The 23,223-nt window shown below is 45.6% G+C and carries 13 protein-coding genes; 6 read left to right on the top strand and 7 right to left on the bottom strand.

Annotated elements, in window-relative coordinates:
• The first annotated feature begins 35 nt into the window (after positions 1-35).
• Positions 36-2,780: a substrate-binding domain-containing protein gene (locus DW121_RS08625; protein WP_118323532.1), complete on the top strand. Its 2,745-nt coding sequence runs from the start codon at positions 36-38 to the stop codon at positions 2,778-2,780.
• 65 nt (positions 2,781-2,845) lie between these two features.
• Here the strand turns inward: DW121_RS08625 and nifJ are convergent, their stop codons facing one another.
• Positions 2,846-6,403, bottom strand: a complete 3,558-nt coding sequence (gene nifJ, locus DW121_RS08620) for a pyruvate:ferredoxin (flavodoxin) oxidoreductase (RefSeq protein ID WP_117711292.1) — start codon at positions 6,401-6,403, stop codon at positions 2,846-2,848.
• Positions 6,404-6,440: 37 nt separating this feature from the next.
• Positions 6,441-7,619 carry an ATP-binding protein gene (locus tag DW121_RS08615; RefSeq protein WP_117711293.1) on the bottom strand — a complete coding sequence of 393 codons (1,179 nt, stop codon included), beginning with the start codon at positions 7,617-7,619 and terminating at the stop codon, positions 6,441-6,443.
• A 160-nt stretch (positions 7,620-7,779) separates the two neighbouring features.
• Here DW121_RS08615 and DW121_RS08610 point away from each other — a divergent pair, with 160 nt between their 5' ends.
• Complete coding sequence (locus DW121_RS08610) at positions 7,780-8,958, top strand: hypothetical protein (RefSeq protein ID WP_118323531.1); 1,179 nt, start codon at positions 7,780-7,782, stop codon at positions 8,956-8,958.
• A 6-nt stretch (positions 8,959-8,964) separates the two neighbouring features.
• Here the strand turns inward: DW121_RS08610 and DW121_RS08605 are convergent, their stop codons facing one another.
• Entirely contained in the window at positions 8,965-10,425 is a 1,461-nt protein-coding gene (locus DW121_RS08605; protein ID WP_118323530.1) for a glycoside hydrolase family 10 protein, read from the bottom strand.
• 173 nt (positions 10,426-10,598) lie between these two features.
• Between DW121_RS08605 and DW121_RS08600 the strand changes: the two genes are divergently transcribed.
• The 3 genes from DW121_RS08600 to DW121_RS08590 are packed head-to-tail and all read left to right on the top strand — an operon-like array spanning position 10,599 to position 12,752.
• Positions 10,599-12,023: a carbon starvation protein A gene (locus tag DW121_RS08600; RefSeq protein ID WP_117711296.1), complete on the top strand. Its 1,425-nt coding sequence runs from the start codon at positions 10,599-10,601 to the stop codon at positions 12,021-12,023.
• A complete protein-coding gene (locus DW121_RS08595; protein WP_117711297.1) occupies positions 12,023-12,247 on the top strand; it encodes a hypothetical protein in 225 nt (74 codons plus the stop codon). The genes DW121_RS08600 and DW121_RS08595 overlap by 1 nt, the downstream gene beginning before the upstream one ends.
• A gap of 25 nt (positions 12,248-12,272) precedes the next feature.
• Positions 12,273-12,752 carry a hypothetical protein gene (locus DW121_RS08590; RefSeq protein WP_117711298.1) on the top strand — a complete coding sequence of 160 codons (480 nt, stop codon included), beginning with the start codon at positions 12,273-12,275 and terminating at the stop codon, positions 12,750-12,752.
• A 226-nt stretch (positions 12,753-12,978) separates the two neighbouring features.
• Here DW121_RS08590 and uvrA read toward each other — a convergent pair whose 3' ends face one another.
• Positions 12,979-15,750 carry an excinuclease ABC subunit UvrA gene (uvrA, locus tag DW121_RS08585; RefSeq protein ID WP_117711299.1) on the bottom strand — a complete coding sequence of 924 codons (2,772 nt, stop codon included), beginning with the start codon at positions 15,748-15,750 and terminating at the stop codon, positions 12,979-12,981.
• 71 nt (positions 15,751-15,821) lie between these two features.
• Here uvrA and DW121_RS08580 point away from each other — a divergent pair, with 71 nt between their 5' ends.
• Positions 15,822-17,333, top strand: coding sequence for a glycoside hydrolase family 10 protein (locus DW121_RS08580; protein ID WP_117711300.1), 1,512 nt, complete (start codon positions 15,822-15,824; stop codon positions 17,331-17,333).
• A gap of 535 nt (positions 17,334-17,868) precedes the next feature.
• Here DW121_RS08580 and DW121_RS08575 read toward each other — a convergent pair.
• Genes DW121_RS08575 through DW121_RS08565 form a run of 3 tightly spaced genes read right to left on the bottom strand, consistent with a single transcriptional unit; the run spans position 17,869 to position 23,106 of the window.
• The gene (locus DW121_RS08575; RefSeq protein ID WP_117711301.1) at positions 17,869-18,438 is read right to left on the bottom strand and encodes a chromate transporter; all 570 of its coding nucleotides are present in this window, start codon (positions 18,436-18,438) and stop codon (positions 17,869-17,871) included.
• A gap of 18 nt (positions 18,439-18,456) precedes the next feature.
• Entirely contained in the window at positions 18,457-19,008 is a 552-nt protein-coding gene (locus tag DW121_RS08570; RefSeq protein ID WP_117711302.1) for a chromate transporter, read from the bottom strand.
• A gap of 24 nt (positions 19,009-19,032) precedes the next feature.
• On the bottom strand, positions 19,033-23,106 hold the full coding sequence (locus DW121_RS08565; protein ID WP_118323529.1) for a response regulator: 4,074 nt from the start codon (positions 23,104-23,106) through the stop codon (positions 19,033-19,035).
• Between the last annotated feature and the right edge of the window lie 117 nt (positions 23,107-23,223).

Below are 23,223 nucleotides of genomic sequence, written 5' to 3'. Positions count from 1 at the left end.
GCTCATCTGCAATCACTTAAAATCAGCGAAAGAAGATGAGACGATATGTTTACCTGTTACTGTTTGTTCTGTTAATATGTGGCGGTGTGGTGACTTCTTGTTCCCGACACGAAGTACGCTTCCACATCGGAGTGTCGCAATGTAGCGATGACGAGTGGCGTCACCAGATGAATAATGAGATGTTGCGTGAAGCTCTTTTCTACGATGGCGTGGAGGTAGAGATACGTACAGTGAAAGATGATAATGCCAAACAGGTAAAGGATATCCGGCATTTTATAGAGGCGGGAGTGGACTTATTGATAGTTGCTCCCAATGAAGCCGAACCAATAACCCCGGTTGTAGAAGAAGCCTACGACCGGGGTATCCCTGTTATTGTAGTGGACCGTAGAATCCTTTCTGAAAAGTATACAGCCTATGTCGGTGCGGATAATTACGAAATAGGTAAGGCAATAGGCAAGTATGTGGCTAATATGCTTCATGGGAAAGGCACGGTGGTGGAGATTACGGGGCTGTCGGGTTCTACTCCTGCGATAGACCGCCATGAAGGGTTTATGAGTGTCATATCCGCTTGCCCGGACATTCGTCTGCTGGCAAGGGAAGACGGGGCTTGGCTACGCTCTCAGGCGGAAGTAAGAATGGATACTCTACTTGAACGTTTTCCGCAAATAGATGTTGTCTATGCCCAGAATGACCGTATGGCTGCCGGGGCTTATACAGCCGCCATGCGCCGGAACAGAGAAAAGAATCTGCGTTTTGTCGGTACAGATGCCATTCCCGGTGAAGGTTACGGGGTGGAGCAAGTCCTTTCGGGTGAGTTGGATGCTACATTTATTTATCCTACAGGCGGTGACCGCGTTATGCAGATAGCAATGGATATTCTGAATAAGAGGAACTTTCCCCGAGAAACAATCCTGAATACTTCGGTGGTAGACCGTGATAATGCGCTTATTATGAAAATGCAGACTGCCCATATCAGTTCACTCGATGAAAAGATTGAAACCTTGAATGGGAAGATTAATCAATATCTGGCGCGTTATGCCACGCAACAGGTTATTTTGTATGGAAGTCTGTTAGTTCTTTTGCTGGTTGTCGGGCTATTGGTCGCTGTTTATCTTTCTTTGCGTACAAAGAACAGGTTGAACCGTGAACTTTCCCGCAGGAAGGAACAATTGGAGCAACAAAGGGATCAGCTGGAGATGCAGAAAGACCAGTTGGAGCAACTCTCTCGTGAACTGAAAGCCGCCACCCACGCTAAATTGGTGTTCTTCACCAATGTTTCCCATGACTTCCGTACACCGTTGACTCTGATTGCCGACCCCGTTGACCAGCTTCTTGCCGACCGTTCTATCAGTGAACAGTCACATCAGCTGTTGGAACTGATGAAGAAGAACGTACATATTCTTTTGCGCCTTGTCAATCAGATTCTTGATTTTCGTAAAGTTGAGAACGGGCGTATGGAACTGCATCTCGAACCTTTTGATTTGCTGAACAGCTTTGGGGGATGGAATGACTCTTTTCGTATGGCTTTGCTTAAAAAGCATATTGCTTTTAGTTTTGAACCGGTTTCCGGGGTGGATTATCGTATGCTGGCAGACGCCGAGAAGATGGAACGTATATACTTTAATCTCCTTTCCAATGCCGTGAAATACACGCAGGAGAATGGAAAGATTGTGGTACGTCTCGAAGCGGAAGACCGCCATTTCCGCTTGTCGGTATTCAATTCGGGCAGTTATATTTCTACTACTGATGTTGAGGCTATTTTTGAACGTTTCTATCAGGTGGACGGTCATCAGGCGGGTACAGGTATTGGTCTTGCTTTGGTACGCGCTTTTGTGGAAATGCACGGCGGGAATATCATGGCACACAGCAACGAGAAAGGGACTACTTTTACCGTTACTTTCCCGAAGCAGGATGTGTCGCAGTATCATCCTGCCACACTCACTCTGCCTGCGGATGAGAAAGAGATTGCATCCACGCTGGTGGATGCGGAAATTCCGTTAGGAGAAGAGGTGGTGGAGGATGATTGTCCGACAGTGCTTGTCATTGATGATAATGCCGATATACGTCACTACGTGAAGGCTTTACTTTCTAAGGAATACCGTGTACTGGATGCGGCGGATGGAATGACGGGCATTCGTCTTGCCATGAAATATGTGCCCGATGTGATTGTTTCCGATGTAATGATGCCCGGCATGGATGGTATGGAATGCTGTCGCCGGCTGAAGGGAGAGTTACAAACTTGCCACATCCCGGTTATCCTGCTTACAGCCTGCTCGCTCGACGAACAGCGTATACAGGGATATGAGGGAGGAGCTGATTCTTATATATCCAAACCGTTCAATTCGCAATTACTGCTTTCGCGCATTAAGAACCTTATCGCTAATCACAGGCAGTTGAAGCAATTCTTTGGTGATAATCAGTCTATAGAGAAAGAGTCTATCAGTGAACTTGACAAGGATTTTGTTACCCGTTTCAAATCTCTGGTCGGAGAAAAGATGAAAGACCCGGAACTGAATGTTGAGGACTTGGGACGTGATATGGGAATGAGCCGTGTGCAGCTTTATCGAAAATTAAAGTCACTGACTAACTATTCTCCTAACGAACTGCTGCGCCAAATGCGCTTGAAAAAGGCTGCCTCTTTGCTTGCCGCTTCTGATATGACTATAGCTGAGATTGCCTATGAAGTAGGCTTTTCGTCACCTTCTTATTTTACAAAATGCTATAAGGAACAGTTTGGTGAAAGTCCGACGGAGTTCCTGAAAAGGAAAGGGACAATATAAGAAAGAGGGCTGTCACCGCAATGCAGGACAGCCCTCTGATTATTATTTAAATAACTTATCAACTATTATTCAGCAACTTCTGCACCCCAGTTTTCTTTGGACAGACGCTTGTAGCTGTTGTAACGCCATTTAGCGTTTTCTTCAGCTGCTTGGAACAATTCTTCAGCTTCTTGCGGGTATTGTTTCATTACAGATGCGTAACGAACTTCACCCTTCAAGAAATCTTGGAATCCTGACCAATCCGGTTCTTTGCTATCCAGCGTGAACGGATTCTTGCCTTCAGCTTCCAAAGCCGGGTTGTAACGCCACAAGTGCCAGTAACCGCACTTAACGGCTTTTTCTTCTTCGGCTTGGCTCTTACCCATACCTGCCTTCAAACCGTGGTTGATACACGGAGCATAAGCGATGATGAGTGACGGACCGGGATATGCTTCTGCTTCGCGGATAGCTTTCAAAGTCTGAGCTTGGTCAGCTCCCATAGCGATTTGAGCAACATATACATAACCGTAAGTAGTAGCCATCAGACCGAGGTCTTTCTTGCGTACACGCTTACCGGCAGCGGCAAACTTAGCGATAGCTCCTACCGGAGTAGCCTTAGAAGACTGACCGCCTGTGTTAGAGTAAACCTCAGTATCCAAAACGAGGATATTAACGTCCTTACCGCTGGCGATTACATGGTCAAGACCACCGTAACCGATGTCGTAAGAAGCACCGTCACCACCGATAATCCACTGGCTGCGTTTTACCAGATATTGAGACAGGCTGGCGATAGTCTTGCAGTTGTCACATTTGTCCTTGGCAGCTTCTACCATAGGAATAATCTTTTCAGCCAGTTCCTTTGTCTTGTCTGCATCGTACATATTTTCAATCCATGCTTGGAATACTTCTTTGTATTCAGCCGGAGTACTTTCTGCTGCGATTGCTTCTTCCATAGCCTTCACGATACGTGCACGCATCTTTTCGTTAGCGAGCTCCATACCCAGACCGAATTCGCAGAAATCTTCGAACAATGAGTTAGCCCAAGCCGGACCATGACCTTTTTCGTTCTTGGTATAAGGAGTAGAAGGTACAGAACCGGAGTAGATAGAAGAACATCCCGTAGCGTTAGCAACCATTTCACGGTCGCCGAACAACTGAGATATCAGTTTTACGTACGGAGTCTCACCACAACCGGAGCAAGCACCGGAGAATTCAAACAACGGAGTTGCGAACTGAGAGTTCTTAACGTTAGCCTTGATATCAACCAAGTGTTGTTTGCTCTTTACGTTTTCTGCACAGTAAGTCCAGTTAGCTGCTTCTGCCAATTGGCTTTCAAGATGCTTCATAGTAAGAGCCTTGCCACCCTTCTTCGGGTTGCCCGGACAAACATCGGCACAGTTACCGCAACCCAGACAGTCGAGAACGTCAACCTGGATACGGAATGTCATACCGTCAAATGCCTTACCTACAGCTTTCAGTTGAGCGAACTCAGCACCCTTCTGCTCTTCAGCGTCGAGTACGAACGGACGGATAGAAGCGTGAGGACAAACGTAAGCACATTTGTTACACTGGATACAGTTTTCAGGATTCCATTCAGGAACGAAAGCTGCCACACCGCGTTTTTCGTACTTAGCCGTACCTTGTTCCCAAGTACCGTCTTCGATACCCTTGAATGCAGATACTTTCAACAAGTCACCATCTTGTGCGTTGATAGGACGAACCACTTCGTTGATGAATGCAGGGTCGTTATTTTCTGCTTTGGCATCATCAGGCAGGTTAACCCAAGCCGGGTCGATGGACAAAGTCTTGTATTCGCCACCACGGTCTACGGCAGCGTAGTTCTTGTTCACTACGTCTTCACCCTTCTTGCCGTAAGACTTAACGATGAATTTCTTCATCTGTTCAACAGCTTGTTCTACGGGAATTACACCTGTGATACGGAAGAATGCGGATTGGAGGATAGTATTGGTACGGTTGCCCAAACCAATTTCCTGTGCAATCTGAGTTGCGTTGATATAGTAAACAGAGATATTGTTCTGTGCGAAGTATTTCTTAACTTTGTTTGGCAGGTTCTTGGCCAGTTCTTCACCTTCCCAGATAGTATTCAGCAAGAATGAACCGTTCTTACGCAAACCACGAGTTACATCGTACATATGCAGGTAAGCCTGAACGTGGCAAGCCACAAAATTCGGAGTGTTTACCAAATATGTAGAACGGATTGGGGTATCACCGAAACGCAAGTGAGAACAAGTGAAGCCGCCTGACTTCTTAGAGTCATAAGAGAAGTAAGCCTGGCAGTGCTTGTCTGTGTTGTCACCGATAATCTTTACAGAGTTCTTGTTAGCGCCTACTGTACCGTCAGCACCCAAACCGTAGAACTTAGCTTCGAACATACCTTCGCCGCCCAATGCGATTTCTTCTTCTTGAGGAAGAGAAGTGAAAGTAACGTCATCCACAATACCGATAGTGAAGTGGTTCTTCGGCATCGGCATAGCCAAGTTTTTGTAAACTGCAATGATTTGTGCAGGAGTAGTGTCCTTGGAACCCAAACCGTAACGGCCGCCTACGATAACCGGAGCATTTTCTGCACCGTAGAAGCAGTCTTTTACGTCGAGATACAACGGTTCACCGTTAGCACCCGGCTCTTTTGTACGGTCAAGTACGGCAATCTTCTTGGCAGTCTTAGGAACGGCAGCAAGGAAGTGCTTGGCAGAGAACGGACGATACAAGTGAACAGCAACCAAACCAACCTTTTCACCATTGGCAACGAGGTGGTCGATAGCTTCGCGGGCAGCTTCCGTTACAGAACCCATAGCGATAATTACGCGTTCTGCATCTTCTGCACCGTAGTAATCGAACAAACCGTATTTGCGGCCTGTGATTTTGGAGATTTCATTCATGTATTCCTCAACGATAGCAGGAACTGCTTCGTAGTAGTTGTTGCATGATTCGCGGTGTTGGAAGAAGTGGTCGGGGTTTTCAGCCATACCACGGGCAACCGGATTCATCGGGTTCAGTGCGCGTGCACGGAATTCTGCCAACGCTTCCTGGTCGATAAGCGGAGCGAGGTCTTCGTTTTCCAACATTTCAATCTTCTGGATTTCGTGAGAAGTACGGAAACCGTCGAAGAAGTTCATGAACGGAACGCGAGACTTGATAGTAGCCAAGTGAGCAACACCGGCCAAGTCCATAACTTCCTGTACAGAGCCTTCGGCCAACATGGCGAAACCTGTCTGACGTGCAGACATAACGTCTTGATGGTCACCGAAGATACACAGCGCATGGCTTGCCAAAGTACGTGCAGACACATGGAACACACAAGGCAGGAATTCACCGGCAATCTTGTACATATTCGGTATCATCAGCAACAAACCTTGTGAAGCGGTGTACGTGGTAGTCAGCGCACCTGCTTGCAAAGAACCGTGAACGGCACCGGCAGCACCACCCTCGGATTGCATTTCCTGTACCAATACTGTTTCGCCGAAGATGTTTTTGCGACCTGCGGCAGCCCATTCGTCTACGTATTCAGCCATCGTAGAAGAGGGAGTGATAGGATAGATAGCAGCTACTTCAGAGAACATATACGAGATATGTGCAGCAGCTTGGTTACCATCACAAGTAATGAATTTCTTCTGTTTAGTCATAACTAAATTGAATTTATTAAGTAAAAAAATCTCTCAATTAATATAGAAAACCGAATAACCAGAGAGGAATCTGATTGCCCCGGCCTATTTCTGCCTTGTGCAATGCATATGTCACTCCCGGATTGTTCTTAATCCTCATGCCTTCCTGACAAATCTTGAAAGGCATCACTTCGTCTACCATGAACGAAATGTTTTTATCTCCTTTGTTCACTTTGTGGTCTTTCCACATTGTATTTGCAAAGAAAGTTTCCAGTACATCCTGTTCTTCCACCTTTACGGGGTAGATGGAATACATCAGGTTGGAGTTGTGCATCATTATCTTCGACGGTTTCTTGGGGAATTCTTCTCCTTTGGGATATACCATATTGATAAGGCGCGCATCTGCCAGATACTTGATGTAGTTCATCACCGTAGCACGGGAGGTTTGTATGTCGTTGGCAAGCTGGCTTACGTTGGGGGCTTTCGGCCCGTCTACTGCCAGCAAATATAACAATTTCTTTATCTTGGACAGATATTTCAATTCTATTTGCTTGATTAGCAGAATATCCACCTCTACCATCATGTTCATCGTCTTCAACAGATTTTCCGAGAAATTACGCTTTTCAAGGAAGAAAGGGTAGAAGCCGTGGTGCATATAGTCTTGAAAGTAATCCAACGGGCGTACTTTCGAAAGGATGCCTTTGGCTATCTGTTCGTGGTTGCTCAGGATTTCTTCCAATGAGTAGGAACGGAACTTCATACCTGTTTGCAGATTCAGATATTCGCGGAAAGAGAAACCGCGCAGGTTATAGCTCTTTACGATATCCCTCAGTTCCAGATTTTCTTCTTTCAGGCGCATCACAGACGAACCGGTAAAGACAATCTTCAGATTGGGGAAACGGTCGTAGCATAAGCGCAGTTCCTTGCTCCAGTCCGGGTGCTTGAATACCTGGTCTATCAACAATACTTTTCCGCCCCGGCGTTGGAATTCGTAGGCAAAGTCTACGATGCTGTGGCCGGAGAAGTAGAAATTGTTCATGTTGATAAAGAGACAGGAGCGGTCGGTTCCGAATTTCTCTTTGGCATATTGCAACAGGAATGTGGTCTTGCCTACACCTCGGGTACCTTTGATACCGATAAGACGGTCGTTCCAGTCAATCTCATCCATGAGGTCGCGGCGAACGGGGGCATTTGTATGCTCTACCAGATAAGCGTGTGTTCGGTAAAATGCTTCCATGCTTTAAATTCGGTTTATCGGGCGACAAATATACACCTTTTTTATAGAATTGCAAAGTAGAGATAGCAAAATATCTTGTTCATAGTTAAGTTTTATATATTTGTATGCTGTCCTTTTTCTCTGTAAGTTTGCAGTTCCGAATAATTATGAACTATAATCAATGAAATTATATCTATTTAATCCCGATTCCGATTTGGCGCTTGCCAATAATGAAGAGAACTATATAGCTCCGGCTTCTGCCCGGCGCATGGCGCAGGATTTGGCGTTGCTGCCGATGTGGTATGCCGGTTCGGACAGTGCGGTATTGGCCCCTTCTGCTTATAATGCAGACTTCCTGAAACGGATGCGGGAGATTTTTCCGTTACAGGTACAATTGGCGACAGAACCCGAATTGCCCGATTATGCCGGGGCGGAGATTGTACCTTGGGGTTGGAATCCTTCTATCCGAAAATATTTGTTGAAAGGCGGCATAAGTGAGGACAGGCTGCCTGATTCCCGACTTCTTGGGAAGTATCGCCTGCTCTCTTCCCGTTTGCAAGCCGTAGCAATGACACGGCATATAACGGGGTGTTATCCGGAATATACCTGTGGTGAACATTATCTTATAGAAAATAGCGCAGATTGTGAGCGGATAGTAAGTGCAATGCACACTTGCTTGCTCAAAGTTCCTTGGTCCGGTAGCGGAAAGGGGCTGAACTGGTGCCTGCATGGATTGACAAAACCTGTGGCCAATTGGTGTGAAAGAATTTTGAAGGAACAGGGTTGCCTTACGGCGGAACCTATATATAATAAGGTGAAAGACTTTGCTCTTGAGTTTTACTCTGACGGGCGGGGAGAGGTGCTTTTTGCAGGGTATTCCATGTTTTCTACCAACGAGCATGGAGCATATACGGGCAATCTGATAGCATCGGACGGACAGATAGAGGAGATGGTTGCACACTATCTCCCTCTAAAAGAATTGGTGCTTATGCGTGGGTCGCTTTGTACGGAATTGGCAGCAATCTATGGAAATACCTATACGGGCTATTTGGGAGTTGACATGATGCTTTGCAGGCAGGAGAAGGGGCAAGGATATGTTGTCCACCCTTGTGTGGAGATAAATATGCGCATGAATATGGGAGTGGTGGCCCGTTTGTTTTATGATAACTTTGTGCTTTCCGGCCGTACGGGATATTTTAATATTGAATATTTTCCTGACAATGAAGCGTTGCGTGTGCGGCATGAACAGGATATGCGGGACTGGCCGCTGATAACGGAAAGCGGCAGGATTGTTTCCGGTTATTTGCCGTTAGTGCCGGTTACGCCTAAAAGTTGCTATAGGGCATATGTTCGGATATGACTCCGGTTATTGTTTGCAGGCGGGACTTTCGTTGCCGCAACGGTCTGTGGCGGTGACGGCAAAGTATTTTCGGGTAGCCCACGGACGGATGGGGGCGTATATGTATTCTGTTCCCTGTATACGTTGCGCCAGTATGTTTTCCGGGTTATCAGTATCTACGGGGTAGGTATTGGAGCCGTAAAGTACATAGGTCGGAGCGTTTTGTCTGTCATTGTCGGTGGATGGGCGCCAACTGATTTTCCAATATCCTTCGGATTGTTTTTCGACGCAGAGTTGCGTGGGGGCGGTTGGCGGAACATCGTCTATCCACGGCATGGCAGGTTGCAGGGCGGGAGCGGTGTAGTAGCTTTCTTCAAGAATGTCATAAAGTTCCTGCGTATTGTCCATGAGGTACTTCACACGGTAGTGACCTTCGCCTGCCAGACCATGTGTACGGGTGAAGTTTATCTGCCGCTCTACTTCGTCTACCGTCCAGTTGCCTTCATTGGGGTCGAGGAAGTAGATGCCCAGTCCGGGAATAATCTGCCGTCCGTTACTTTGTTCCTGCCAGTCGAGTGCAAAAGGGTAGAAGCCGTTGCCACGGAAATACATCATCGGGTAGACTTGGTCTTGTATGCCTTCGCCCAACCAGCCTTGTACATCCTGATAGACGGTGTGGAAAGCATTCCAGCCGCGAGACGGATAACGGGATGTATCGCGGTACTTGCCTACGGGGCAGGTGCTGACCTTTACCCAGGGCTTCAGTGCTTTGACGCCTTTATAGAGATAACGGACGATTTCCGTGATATTATCCCGCCGCCATTGTGCAAGGTCTCGTCCGTTGCCGTATTTTTTATAGGTATAGCTGTCGGAGAAGCGCAGGGCGTGTTCGGGATAGCGCAGGTAATCGAAGTGTACACCGTCTACATCGTAATGTTCCACGACCTCACGGACAAGGCTCATCAGGTATTCTTTGGTTTGAGGATGTCCGGGATTGAGGAAATATTCACGTTTATAGGGCACACAGATAGCCGGTTTACGTTTGGTGACAGACTCCTTGCCGAGAGCGGAGATATGCCTGCGATTACCTAAAGGAATGGTTACCATCCAGGCGTGGCATTCCATACCGCGTTTATGACATTCTGCTACGGCGAAGGCAAGCGGGTCGTAACCCGGATTACCTCCGATCTTTCCTGTCAGAATGGAGTTGTAGGGCTCGATAGCGGATTTATATAATACATCTCCGCGGGTACGGGTTTGGAAGAGGACTGTATTGAAGTTGGCTGCTTTCAGTTTGTCCAGTATCTCCACGAGTTCGGCTTGCTGCTTGCGAATCCCTTCGGGGGTGGTGGCACGGGTGCGGGGCCAGTCCAATCCGTAAACGGCAGTAACCCATGCGGCACGTACCTCATGCTTGGGAGGACGTTGGGCGGAGGCAAGGGGGAAGAGGCAGAAAATATATAATAGGATAAAGTTTAATTTCTTCATAACGGTATTTTGGTTGGGAGTAAACTCCTATTTACTTCTTTATTTCTGTTATATTTCACGGCGAAGATAAGTAAATCGCTTGATAAATTTGTGTAGTTTAGTTGGAAACTGTTACATTTGCATATATAAAATACATTAACACTGAGCATATATATATTAAACATTAGCACGCCATGATTACATTTACACTTTGCTTGCTGGCGTTGGTTGCAGGCTATTTCATCTACGGACGCTTTATTGAACACGTATTCGGACCGGACGACCGTAAGACACCAGCTCTTACAAAGGCCGACGGAGTGGATTATATCCCGCTGCCTACGTGGAAAATCTTCATGATACAATTTTTGAACATCGCAGGTTTGGGACCAATCTTCGGCGCTATTATGGGGGCCAAGTTCGGTACGGCATCTTATTTGTGGATTGTGTTAGGAAGTATTTTTGCCGGTGCTGTGCACGATTATTTTGCGGGAATGCTTTCGTTGCGGCACGGTGGGGAGAGTTTGCCGGAGATTATAGGCCGTTATTTGGGGATGACTACCAAGCAAGTAATGCGTGGGTTTACTGTTGTCCTGATGATATTGGTAGGAGCAGTGTTCGTAGCAGGTCCTGCCGGACTGCTTGCCAGCCTGACACCGGAGACGCTGGATACTACCTTCTGGATTGTAGTGGTCTTTATTTACTATGTGCTTGCCACCCTATTGCCGGTAGATAAGATTATCGGTAAGATATATCCGTTATTTGCTATTGCATTGCTGTTTATGGCAGTAGGTATTTTGGTAATGCTCTACGTAAATCATCCGGCACTGCCGGAAGTATGGGACGGGCTACAGAATCCCCATCCTAATGCTTCTGCACTGCCTATATTCCCTATTATGTTTGTCAGTATTGCATGCGGGGCAATCAGTGGCTTTCATGCCACACAAAGTCCGTTAATGGCACGTTGCATGACGAGTGAACGCCATGGTCGTCCGGTATTTTACGGCGCTATGATTACCGAAGGCATCGTAGCACTTATCTGGGCTGCCGCCGCCACTTACTTTTTCCACGAAAACGGAATGAAAGAGACGAATGCCGCCGTCATTGTGGATGCTATTACGAAAAACTGGTTGGGAACAATCGGCGGGGTACTTGCTATACTGGGTGTGATTGCGGCTCCTATCACCAGTGGTGATACTGCTTTCCGTTCGGCACGACTTATCGTTGCAGATTTTCTGGGTATGGAACAAAAAACAATGCGCCGTCGTTTATATATATGCGTGCCGATGTTTTTGGCAGCTATCGGATTGTTATTGTATAGCTTGCGCGATAAAGACGGTTTCGATATGATATGGCGCTATTTTGCGTGGGCCAACCAGACTTTGTCTGTCTTTACTCTATGGGCTATAACAGTCTATCTGGTACGTGAGAAGAAACCATATTTTCTGACATTGATACCTGCCTTTTTCATGACTTGTGTTTGTACAACCTATATCTGTATAGCGCCCGAAGGTTTCGGCCTGTCGCATCCGGTAGCTTACGGCATAGGAATTGCCGGTGTTGTGATAGCTTTGGTGTGGTTCGTTGCATGGAAGAATAAACATACTAAAATTCTTAACTGATGAAGAAATTCAAGAAATCTACGGGCTTGACCATAGCCCTGCTTATTTATGTTTCTGCCACTGCGGCATATTTTCTGCCGCGTAATACGGAAATCAGCAATACGGAAAAGTATGTCACCGTAATTGCTTCGTATGTCATTGTACTTGTGCTGTGGCTGGTGCTTCGTAAAAAAGAGGAATTACAGCGGAAACGTCGTGAAGAAGATAGAATAGAACGAAAATAATTATTCACTCAAAAATGAAAACAAGATGAAAAGACTCGCATTACTCGTATGCTTGCTTATTGGCACTGTGGCTGCCCATGCACAGTTTGAAAAAGGAAAATGGTTCGTGAATCCTTCCGTTACCGGGCTTAACTTCTCCTATAATACAGAAACGGATAAAGCCAATTTTGGTATTGAAGCCAAAGGCGGTGCGTTTTTGATGGATAATGTAGCTTTGCTGATAGACGCCGGTGCAAAATGGCAAGGCGGTGGAGTGGACGTCTATACTTTGGGTGTGGGCGGACGCTATTATATTGACAAGGTTGGTGTCTTTTTGGGAGCTGACGTTAATCTGAACCGTTATAATTGGGATGGTGGCGATAAAACCCGTTTTGGCTTTGGTATGGAAGCCGGTTACGCGTTCTTCCTGTCACGTACGGTAACTATCGAACCGGCTGTTTATTGGGATATAAACAAGGATCGTTCGGAGTTCGGACTGAAGGTGGGATTTGGCTTCTACTTCTAAGAGAGGTAGAAAGAAAATTGCATAATATAATTGCGGATGCATCAAAACGAATTTAAACTATCATTCTGTCATTCAGAACGAAGTGAAGAATCTCTTCTCCTGACATATAAGAGAAAAGATTCTTCGTCGCAAGCTCCTCTGAATGACAGAATGATAGTTTAAATTCGTTTTGATGCATCCCTTTTTTTGTCTCGCAGGACGATTTTGACGGAATTATGCTGTAGGTCTATTGTAGCTTTTCCTTTAGGAACTGCCCTGTGTAACTTGCCGTACAAGCCGCTACTTCTTCCGGGGTACCGGTTGCCACGATGTAACCTCCTTTGTCTCCACCTTCGGGACCGAGGTCAATAACGTGGTCGGCGCACTTCACTACATCCATATTGTGCTCAATGATAACAATGGAATGACCGCGGCGTATCAATGCGTCGAAGGCTTCCAGTAATTTTCGAATATCATGGAAGTGTAGTCCTGTAGTGGGTTCGTCGAAAATGAAAAGCGTCGGGTCGGCTTTTTCCATACTGAGGTAGTATGCAAGTTTTACACGCTGGTTCTCGCCGCCGGAGAGGGTGGAGGAGGATTGTCCGAGTTTGATATATCCCAACCCGACGTCTTGCAGCGGTTGCAAACGCTTCACGATTTTCTTTTGCCCGTGTTGGGTGAAGAACTCGATTGCCTGGTTGACAGTCATTTCCAGTACGTCGTAGATGCTGGTGTCGTGGAACTTCACTTCCAGTGTATCTGCCTTGAAACGCTTGCCGTGGCAAGATTCGCACTCCAGTACGAGGTCGGCCATAAACTGCATCTCTACAGTGATAGTGCCTTCGCCTTTACACTCTTCACAACGGCCGCCTTCGCTGTTGAAGCTGAAATGTCCGGCGGTATAGCCCATTTGTTTGGCAAGAGGTTGTTCTGCCCATAGTTTGCGGATTTCGTCGTAGGCCTTGATATAGGTTACGGGATTAGAACGTGAGGATTTGCCGATAGGGTTTTGGTCTACAAATTCTACATTACGCAGGTTCTGCAGGTCTCCGCCGATAGAAGCAAACTCGCCCGGGCGTTCGCTGCATTCGTCCAACTCTCGTTTGAGGGCACGGAAGAAGATGTCGCGTACCAGTGTACTTTTACCCGAACCCGATACGCCGGTGATTACGGTCATTACGTTGAGCGGGAAGCGTACGTCTACACCTTTCAGGTTGTTTTCGCGGGCACTTGTGATTTCAATATACTGGTTCCACGGGCGACGGCTTTTGGGTACGGGAATAGTTTCCTCACCCAAGAGATAGCGTACAGTGTAGCTATTGCTGTCTTTTTGCAAGTCTTTCATATCTCCGCAATATACAACCTCGCCACCCAGGCGTCCGGCTTTAGGACCGATGTCGATGATGTAGTCGGCGGCACGGATTATTTCTTCATCATGCTCCACCACTACTACGGTATTACCCAACTGTTGCAGTTGGCGCAAGACGTGTATCAGTTTGTCTGTGTCACGGCTGTGAAGTCCGATACTCGGTTCGTCCAAAATGTAGAGACTGCCCACGAGGCTGCTTCCCAAAGAAGTTGCCAAATTGATGCGCTGACTTTCACCGCCGGAAAGGGAGTTGCTGAGACGATTCAGCGTGAGGTATCCCAAGCCTACATCCAGCAGGAAGCGGATGCGGTTGTTGATTTCTATAAGGATGCGGCGGGCAACATCGGTATCGTGTTTGTCCAGTTTCAGGTTATCAAAGAATACTTTCAGTTCCGTGATAGGCAGGTCCACCAATTCGGAAATGCTGCGTCCGCCCACCCGGACATAACCGGCTTCGGGTTTCAGCCTCGTACCGTGGCATTTGGGGCAAAGGGTTTTACCGCGATAACGTGCCAGCATTACACGATACTGTATTTTATATTGATTCTCTTGCACCATTTTGAAGAAAGCATTGATGCCCTCGAAGTAGCGAGTACCTTCCCACAACATTCGGCGTTGCTCATCCGTCAGTTGATAGTAAGGGGTGAAAATAGGGAAGCCGGCCTTTTCCGCGCCACGTATTACCATGTCTTTCCATTCGCCCATTTTCTCTCCGCGCCAGCATACTACTGCACCGTCGTACACAGAGAGGGAGCGGTTGGGGATAACCAGATGTTCGTCAATGCCGATGACACGTCCGAAACCTTCACATTCAGGGCAGGCTCCGATGGGGGAGTTAAACGAGAACATCTGGTCGTTGGGTTCTTCAAACGTGATACCGTCCGCTTCAAATTTGGTACTGAAACGGTATAGGCTGGTAGTGCCGTCCGGTTGGTAGAAGCGCAACAGGCAAGCTCCGTCTGCCTCGTACATGGCAGTCTCGGCGGAATCGGTAAGACGGCTGATGGCATCTTTCTCTCCGGAAGCCGTCATACGGTCTACCAAAAGGAATACAGTGTCTCCATCTTTAGGCCGGTACTCGTCAATGCGTACCATTTCTCCGTTCACTTCCAGGCGGTTGAAGCCCTGTTTCATGTCTATCTCCAGTTGTTGCTGCAAGGTACGTTCCTCACGAAGCAATATAGGAGCGAGCACGGTATAGCGTGTTCCTACAGGCTGCTGAAGCATACAGTTCACAATATCTTCGGTGGAGTGTTTCTTCACTTCCTGTCCGCTGACGGGACTGAATGTCCGTCCCACTCGGGCATAGAGTAGGCGCAGATATTCGTAAATCTCAGTAGAAGTCCCTACGGTAGAGCGCGGATTGCGGCTGCTCACTTTCTGTTCAATGGCAATAGCGGGAGGAATCCCTTTGATAAAGTCACATTCGGGCTTGCTCATACGTCCTAAAAACTGGCGGGCATAGCTGCTGAGGCTTTCCACGTAGCGGCGTTGACCTTCGGCATAGAGTGTATCGAATGCAAGTGAGGATTTGCCGGAACCGGATAGCCCGGTAATAACCACCAGTTTGTTACGGGGTATCTCTACATCAATGTTCTTCAAATTGTTGACGCGTGCTCCTTTTATGATGATAGATGTATTTTTTGTCATAGACTGTTGAAAATGAATTGGGGTACAAAGATAATCATTATCTTTGCCATGCAATATTTAAAAAGAACAAAATGAAATTTAGAAATCTCCTCTTGCTACTATTGCTGTGCATTCAAACTTGGACCATACAGGCACAGCAAACCTCAGCTGTCAACTATCCTAAACGTGAATTTCGCGCCGCATGGATACAGGCGGTGAACGGACAGTTTCGCAGTGTACCTACCGGCAAACTGAAGCAAACATTGATAAACCAGTTGAACTCTTTGCAAGGTGCGGGTATTAATGCCATTATCTTTCAGGTGCGCCCTGAAGCTGATGCACTGTATGCTTCGCAATATGAACCGTGGAGCCGTTTCTTGACAGGCGTACAAGGTAAAGCACCGGAACCGTACTGGGACCCAATGCAGTTTATGATTGAAGAATGCCACAAACGGGGTATGGAGTTCCATGCTTGGATTAATCCTTATCGGGTAAAGACCTCACTGAAAAATGAACTTTCTCCTATTCATGTTTATAATTCGCATCCCGAATGGTTTGTAACCTATGGCGATCAGTTGTATTTTGACCCGGCATTGCCCGAAAGCCGTAACCATATCTGTAAGGTGATAACCGATATCGTGTCGCGCTATGATGTGGATGCTATCCACATGGACGATTATTTCTATCCTTACCCTATCAAAGGAAAAGACTTTCCGGATGATGCAAGTTTTGCACGTTATGGCGGCGGTTTCAGCAATAAGGCAGACTGGCGTCGCAGTAACGTGAATATTCTGATTCAGAAGATACACGAAACGATTCGTGGGCTTAAACCCTGGGTGAAGTTCGGAGTGAGCCCTTTCGGTATCTATCGTAACCAAAGTAGCGATCCGCTGGGTAGCAATACGAATGGTTTGCAGAATTATGATGATTTATATGCTGATGTACTTCTGTGGGCGCGCAAAGGTTGGGTTGATTATAATATACCGCAGATATACTGGCAGATAGGACATCCGGCAGCCGATTATGAAACTTTAGTGAAATGGTGGGCAAAGCATACGGAAAACCGTCCTTTGTTTATCGGACAGTCTGTAATGAATACGGTGCAGAATGCCGACCCGAAGAATCCATCTATCAATCAGCTTCCCCGCAAGATGGCCTTGCAACGGGCTTATCAGACAATTGGCGGCAGCTGCCAATGGCCCGCCAGTGCCGTAGTGGAAAATGCCGGCAAGTATCGGGATGCGTTGGTTGCCGAGTATCATAAATATCCTGCTCTGCCGCCTGTATTTGACTTTATGGATAATGAAGCACCGGACAAAGTACGCAAAGTGAAACCGGTATGGACAGCTGACGGCTATATACTTTTCTGGACTGCGCCGAAGTTTAAAGACGAAATGAACCGTCCGGTACAGTATGTGGTGTATCGTTTCGGGTCGAAGGAAAAGGTAGATATTGACGATCCCTCGCATATTGTGGCTGTCACACGTAATACTTTCTATAAGCTGCCCTATGAGGACGGTAAGACAAAATACCGTTATGTGGTAACCGCACTCGACCGCTTGCATAACGAGTCTAAGTCAGTAGGCAAAAAGGTAAAGTTATAGAAGATACAGCAATTTTACATAAGATATGCTTCCTTTTGCAGTTGTGTTCCAATACCTTCCACCCTTCCGAAACCTCCTGTTTATACGGGGTAGCGGGTGGAACCCCATATCACAGGCTGCACATTCCGACAATTACAATGACGCATCTCAGCTCTTTAAACCACACACCTCAGCTCCTCAAATGCCTGTGGTTTGCAGGACAAATGCCCGTGGTTACGGGAGCTGAGATGTGTCATTAGGGGAGTAAAAAGCGGGTTTCACCCGCTACCCCGTATAAACAGGAAGGTTCGGAAGGGTGGAAGGGGTACAGGTGCAAACTGAAATCCAAGAATATTCCCTGTTTTGATGTATATCATAATCCGTTTTGACGTATATCAAAATGAATTATGATGTACATCAAAGTATGTATGTGTGGCTGTTCAGAATCTTCGCATCGCTTATCGTTGGCGAGTAATGTGTATGCATATAGGGGAATTAGAAAATGTTAATCCCCCAAGTTTTCAAACTGAGCCGTTGTTTAGAATTCCTTCTTTTGTTAATAGAGTATCAGTCCGGCTATTCCGCACGCTATAATCATCAATATAGGATTGGCCTTGTACTTTCTTGTTCCAATGAAAGCTACCAAGAAAATGATGATACTGATTACGAAAGAGTAGCTATCCTCTTTTGGGGAACTAAAGTTTTCCGCATTCATTAATACCAGTGCTGCCGATGCCAAAAGTCCGACTACTGCCGGGCGAAGGCCACTGAATACAGCCTCTACCGAAGGATGCTTCTGATATTTCAGAAAGAATTTGCTGATAGTGAGCATCAAAATGAATGAAGGCAGTACTACGGCAAAGGTGGCAATGCAAGAGCCCAATATTCCCATGCTTGTACCATAGTGCTCGGCTATCGTGGTATAGCCTACATAGGTTGCAGAATTGATACCGATAGGTCCGGGCGTCATCTGGCTGATAGCTACGATGTCCGTAAATTCCTGTGGTGTCAACCAGCCATAACGGGTGACTACTTCACCTTGTATCATGGAAAGCATGGCGTATCCACCACCAAAACCAAACAGGCCGATTTTAAAGAAAGTATAGAATAATTGAAGAAAAAGCATAGATGTTGTGATTAGGGGTTAATGATTAGAGGTTAATTGCCGCCACTTCCCAAATGCGTATCCGCCCACACCGGCAGCTATGATAATCCAGATGGGGGAGAAGCCCAGTAGCCAAATAAGCAGTGCTGATACAACAGGAATCCAGATGGTATAGCGGTTGATTTTGGCAGATTTCGCCATACTGAAAGTTGGAGCGGCTATTAGTGCCACAACAGCCGGACGGATGCCTTTAAAAATACGTTCTACGTAAACATTGTCTTTAAAGTTATGAAAAAATAAAGCTATGGCAAGGATAATAAGAAACGAAGGCAGTATCGTCCCTAAAGCTGTGATGATACTTCCCCGTATCCCTCGTAAACGGTAGCCTATGAAAATGGATATGTTGACCGCAAGAATGCCCGGTGCGGATTGGGATATGGCAAGCAGGTCTATGAAATCTTCTTTGGCTATCCACCGGCGCTTTGTAACAATTTCATCTTCTATTAACGGGACCATGGCATAGCCGCCGCCAATGGTGAATGCCCCGATTTTGAAGAATATGGAAAAAGCTTCGATATATATATTTGTCATATCATGTGTAATACTGTAATCAGTTTATTGTTTTGGTTCATTAATGTTTCCTTCCTCTTTTGCATATTGGCTCGGACTTACATTAAAGTGCTTTTTAAAGACTTCACGGAAATATTTGGCATCACTGAATCCGGTCATTTCGGCCACCTCGGTGATTGTATACCTCTGCTCTTTCAACAGCTTCATGGCATGTTTCAGACGAATTAGCCGGACATAATCTCCCGGAGATTGGTCGGTCAGCGCCTTTAATTTATTGTAGAAGCTGGTACGGCTCATATTGAGTAAGTTACAAAGAACATCAATATTGAAAGTTGGGCTATCCATATTATCTTCTACGTGCTTCTTGATGCTGGCTATGAATTTCCAGTCTAAATCCGTAGAGCAGTTGAGGCATTCCGTATTGTGGGTGTCGTCATTTAACTCCAGATTGGCATATCTGTGGCGTAGTAAAGCGCGGTTGGCCAGCAGATTGGCAATGGTGGCGCGCAAAATTCCGATATTGAAAGGCTTTACCACGTATTCGTCCGCTCCGGTTTGCAGTCCGTCTATGATGTTTTTATCTGTATTAAGAGCTGTAAGCAGGATTACGGGAATGTGCGAAGTGGCAATATCGTTTTTTACAACTTGACATAATTCGTCACCCCGCATTTCGGGCATCATAATGTCCGATATAATCAAGTCTGGGAAATACTCTTTTATGATATAAAGTGCCGATTTGCCGTTGGAACATACCTGTACTTGATACTTCTCGGCCAAAGTACGGCGCAGGTATTCTCTCAGTTCATCATTATCCTCTACTACCAATATCTTTTGCTGCTGGTCTGTACTAAGGGTTTGCTGTTGGGCATCTTCGTAACCTTCTATAGGAGTGGCTGTGGTTTCGGCAGGAACATTCAGCGTATTCTCTATTGAAGGAACAACCTGTTCCATGTCGTTATCCTTCGGCTGGTTTTGTTCTTTTTCATCTTTTGCCGGAGAGGAATGTTGTATCGCTTTATGGTAACGTTTTTTACTTTTAGGAAAAGATACTTTGATACAAGACCCTTTGCCTTCGGTACTGCTAAAATTGAGCTTTCCTTTGTGTATATGTACGAGTTTCCATACCAACAGCAGACCTATTCCGCTTCCGGTAACTTTAGAGTTGATAGCATTGCTGCCGCGGAAGTGCATTTTAAACAGTTTCTTTTGCTCGTCCAATGGAATACCGATACCTGTATCGCTAACCTCCACATTCCAAGTATCTTCTGTCTCGTAAGCATAGATATGTACACTTCCACCGTCCGGAGTATATTTTAAGGCGTTGGATATGATGTTTTTCAAAATAGAATCCATTTTATCCTTGTCCAGCCAAACGTTCAGATAGCGGAAATTACTTTCGTAAGTCAAGTTGATATGTTTGATGGAAGCATATGGACGGAATACATTGACTGTTTCATTCATGTAGACACCCAGTTCGTATTCGGATACGTAGAAGCTGTTTGAATAAGTGTCTGCCCGTTCAAAGTTGATGAGGTTAGTTGTGAGACGTAACAACGCATTGACATTACGAAGTGCCGTACCGAGATTGTCAACTCCCTCTTTAGTCAACGTCTCGCGTTCGGCAAGTTCTTCCAGCGGAGCTTTGATAAGTGTTAGCGGGGTGCGGATATCATGCGCCGTATTGACAAAGAAACGAATCTTGTCATCGGATATCTTTCTTTGCTTGCGTAACACGATGATACGTAATGTAACACTTGTAAGGGCGATGAGAACGAACGCATAAAATAATAAAGCCCATATACTGAGCCAGAAGGGTTGCTCGATAATAATATCCATGCAGCGTTCTTCCAGTACGATGCGTCGGTCCTCGTTGGATATGGCACGAACGCGCAGGATGTAGTGCCCGGGGCTCAAGTTGGTGAAACGAATAATATTCTCTTCTCCCGGACGGCTCCAACCGTCATAGAATCCTTCTAACTTCCAAGAGTACAGGATAAGGGAAGGATAGTCATAGTTGATAGAGGAAACCTGAAGTGAGAATATGTTTTGGTTATATTTCAGTTGCAAGGTTTTTGTTTCATCAATATCCAAAATAAGGGGAGAACCCTCATCCTTTGGGTATACAGTCTGGTAGAATACACGCAAATCACTGAATATCATTTGTGTTTTATACTCGCGTGGTAATACCATGTTCTTAGGAAACTCTATGGCACCATCAGTACTTCCGAAAATGACATTGCCATTCTTACGCAATGTTCCTGAGTTGGCATTAAAGTGATCGGACTGTAGTCCCTGTTCTTTAGTCCAGTTATGGAATACCTTCTCCTTAGGATAAAAAGCACTCAAACCATATTCGGTACTGAGCAATACGTCATTCTTATCTTCTGAGAGGATTGTGTAGATGTTATTGGAGATAAGTGCGCAGTTATCTTTGTGATAGTGCTGGAAGCTTTTGTTGACAGGGTCATAAATAAGCAAACCGGAGTTGTTGGTACCAATATATAGCAGCCCTGTGGGATCCTGATATAAGGAGTATATATAGGAAGATTCTACCGGCATCGGGATGTACTGGTGTTTATCGGTTTCCTTGTCCAATAAATATAACCCGTTGGCTGTACCTATCCACATATATTTTTTGTCTTTCTCTTTTATCTCTGTTATGGCATCCAGTCCGGGGATGAAATTCACCTTTTTATTTTTTAAGTCTATTCTTTTGAGATTGTAGTATCCACCGGACCATATGTAGCCTTCACTGTCTTTGGTGATAGAACGAATATATTTGTCCGGACGAATATCTGTTCCGCCAAATAGTGCGGGGGTAAAGAAATCAACCGAATAGCTCTTTTTGTTTATTTGGTAGATACCTGAACTGTAGCCGCCTGCCCAAATAACCCCGGGGCTGATTTCGCACAAGGAAATAAAAGTATGGCTTTGATTTGTGTGCTCTTTGTCGAATACGCTAAGGAATGAATGCCATTGTTTGGTGCGATGCTCGTATAGACTGATACCATTGTTGGTGGCAAACCATAAATCGCCTTCTCTGTCTTCTATGACAGCGTTTACTTGGTCGTTGATGAGGGATTGTTTGTTGCCTATTGAATGTTTTATCCATTCATAATCGCTATATCGGTTGTTACGCACAGTAATGCCGATAGGGTAGTTTGCCATCCATATACGTTCATCTTCGTCGATGTATATGTCGTAAATCGTATTGCCGTTCATGGCGTTATACCGATTGAAGTCGGCTACGATATACGGTTCGGTAGAATGGGTGTCCACGTTCATCTTATGAACACCTGCGCCGTCTGTCGCAATTAATATCTCGTTGTCACCAAAAGCGCGGATACGGTTGATGCTGACATCTATCAGACTGGATTTTACAGGAAATGCTTTATGAAGGTTAAGGTCGTATACATATATACCTCTTTGGAAAGTACCGATAAAGATTTTCCGGCTCTTCTTGTGGTAGAAAAGTTCATTTATCTGCAGCTTTAATGTATCCAGTTTCTCGCAGGGACTGAGTGCAAGTATATTGTTTTTCAGTTTGGCGTAATGTATGCCGACATCTGTACCTATGAAATAATGGTTGGTATCTATTTGTTCAATATCTGTTATGCTTTCGTTGATTTCATTTTTAATAGTGGTACATTTTTCCGTTTCACTATTGTACAGATAGATATTCTTTTGGTTACAGAGCCATATTGTACTGTTATTATCTACGAATCCGTAGCTGACGGGAGTATGTAATCCTTTTGTCTCACTTTTAGGAAGCTTATATACTAATTGAAAGCGGTCGTGTTTGTTTTCGTAGCGAAACACACGTCCCTGTTTGCCGATTTCCCATAATCTGCCTTTGGAATCGGTATATAACCAGCTAAGACTCATCATGGAGTTTATTTCCTCTTCGCCGTCCATAAGCTTATACTGTTTGAACTCTTTCCCATTATAACGGTCGATACCGTCATGTGTGAGGAACCACATATAGCCTTTAGGCCCTTTTTGAATAGCATACACCCGCCTGTTGCTCAAACCATCTTCTACGCCGATGTACTTATACGTTTGAGCAACGGTCAAAAAAGATGATAACAGGAAAATAAAGAAAAAGAAATGCTTTTTCATATTAGCCAATTTTGGAGTTTGATAAACGTTTGGGGGGACTTAATATTAACACAAAAGTAGTGAATTTGTTTGAGATATGCAAAAAAAAGAGAAATGGAGTGGGAGGGTGGCGGGAGA

This window comes from Bacteroides sp. AM10-21B (assembly GCF_003472565.1).
In the GTDB taxonomy this organism is placed as follows: domain Bacteria; phylum Bacteroidota; class Bacteroidia; order Bacteroidales; family Bacteroidaceae; genus Bacteroides; species Bacteroides propionicigenes.
The sequence above is the reverse complement of the archived record's forward strand: the minus strand, read 5'-3'. Positions and strand labels throughout refer to the sequence as shown.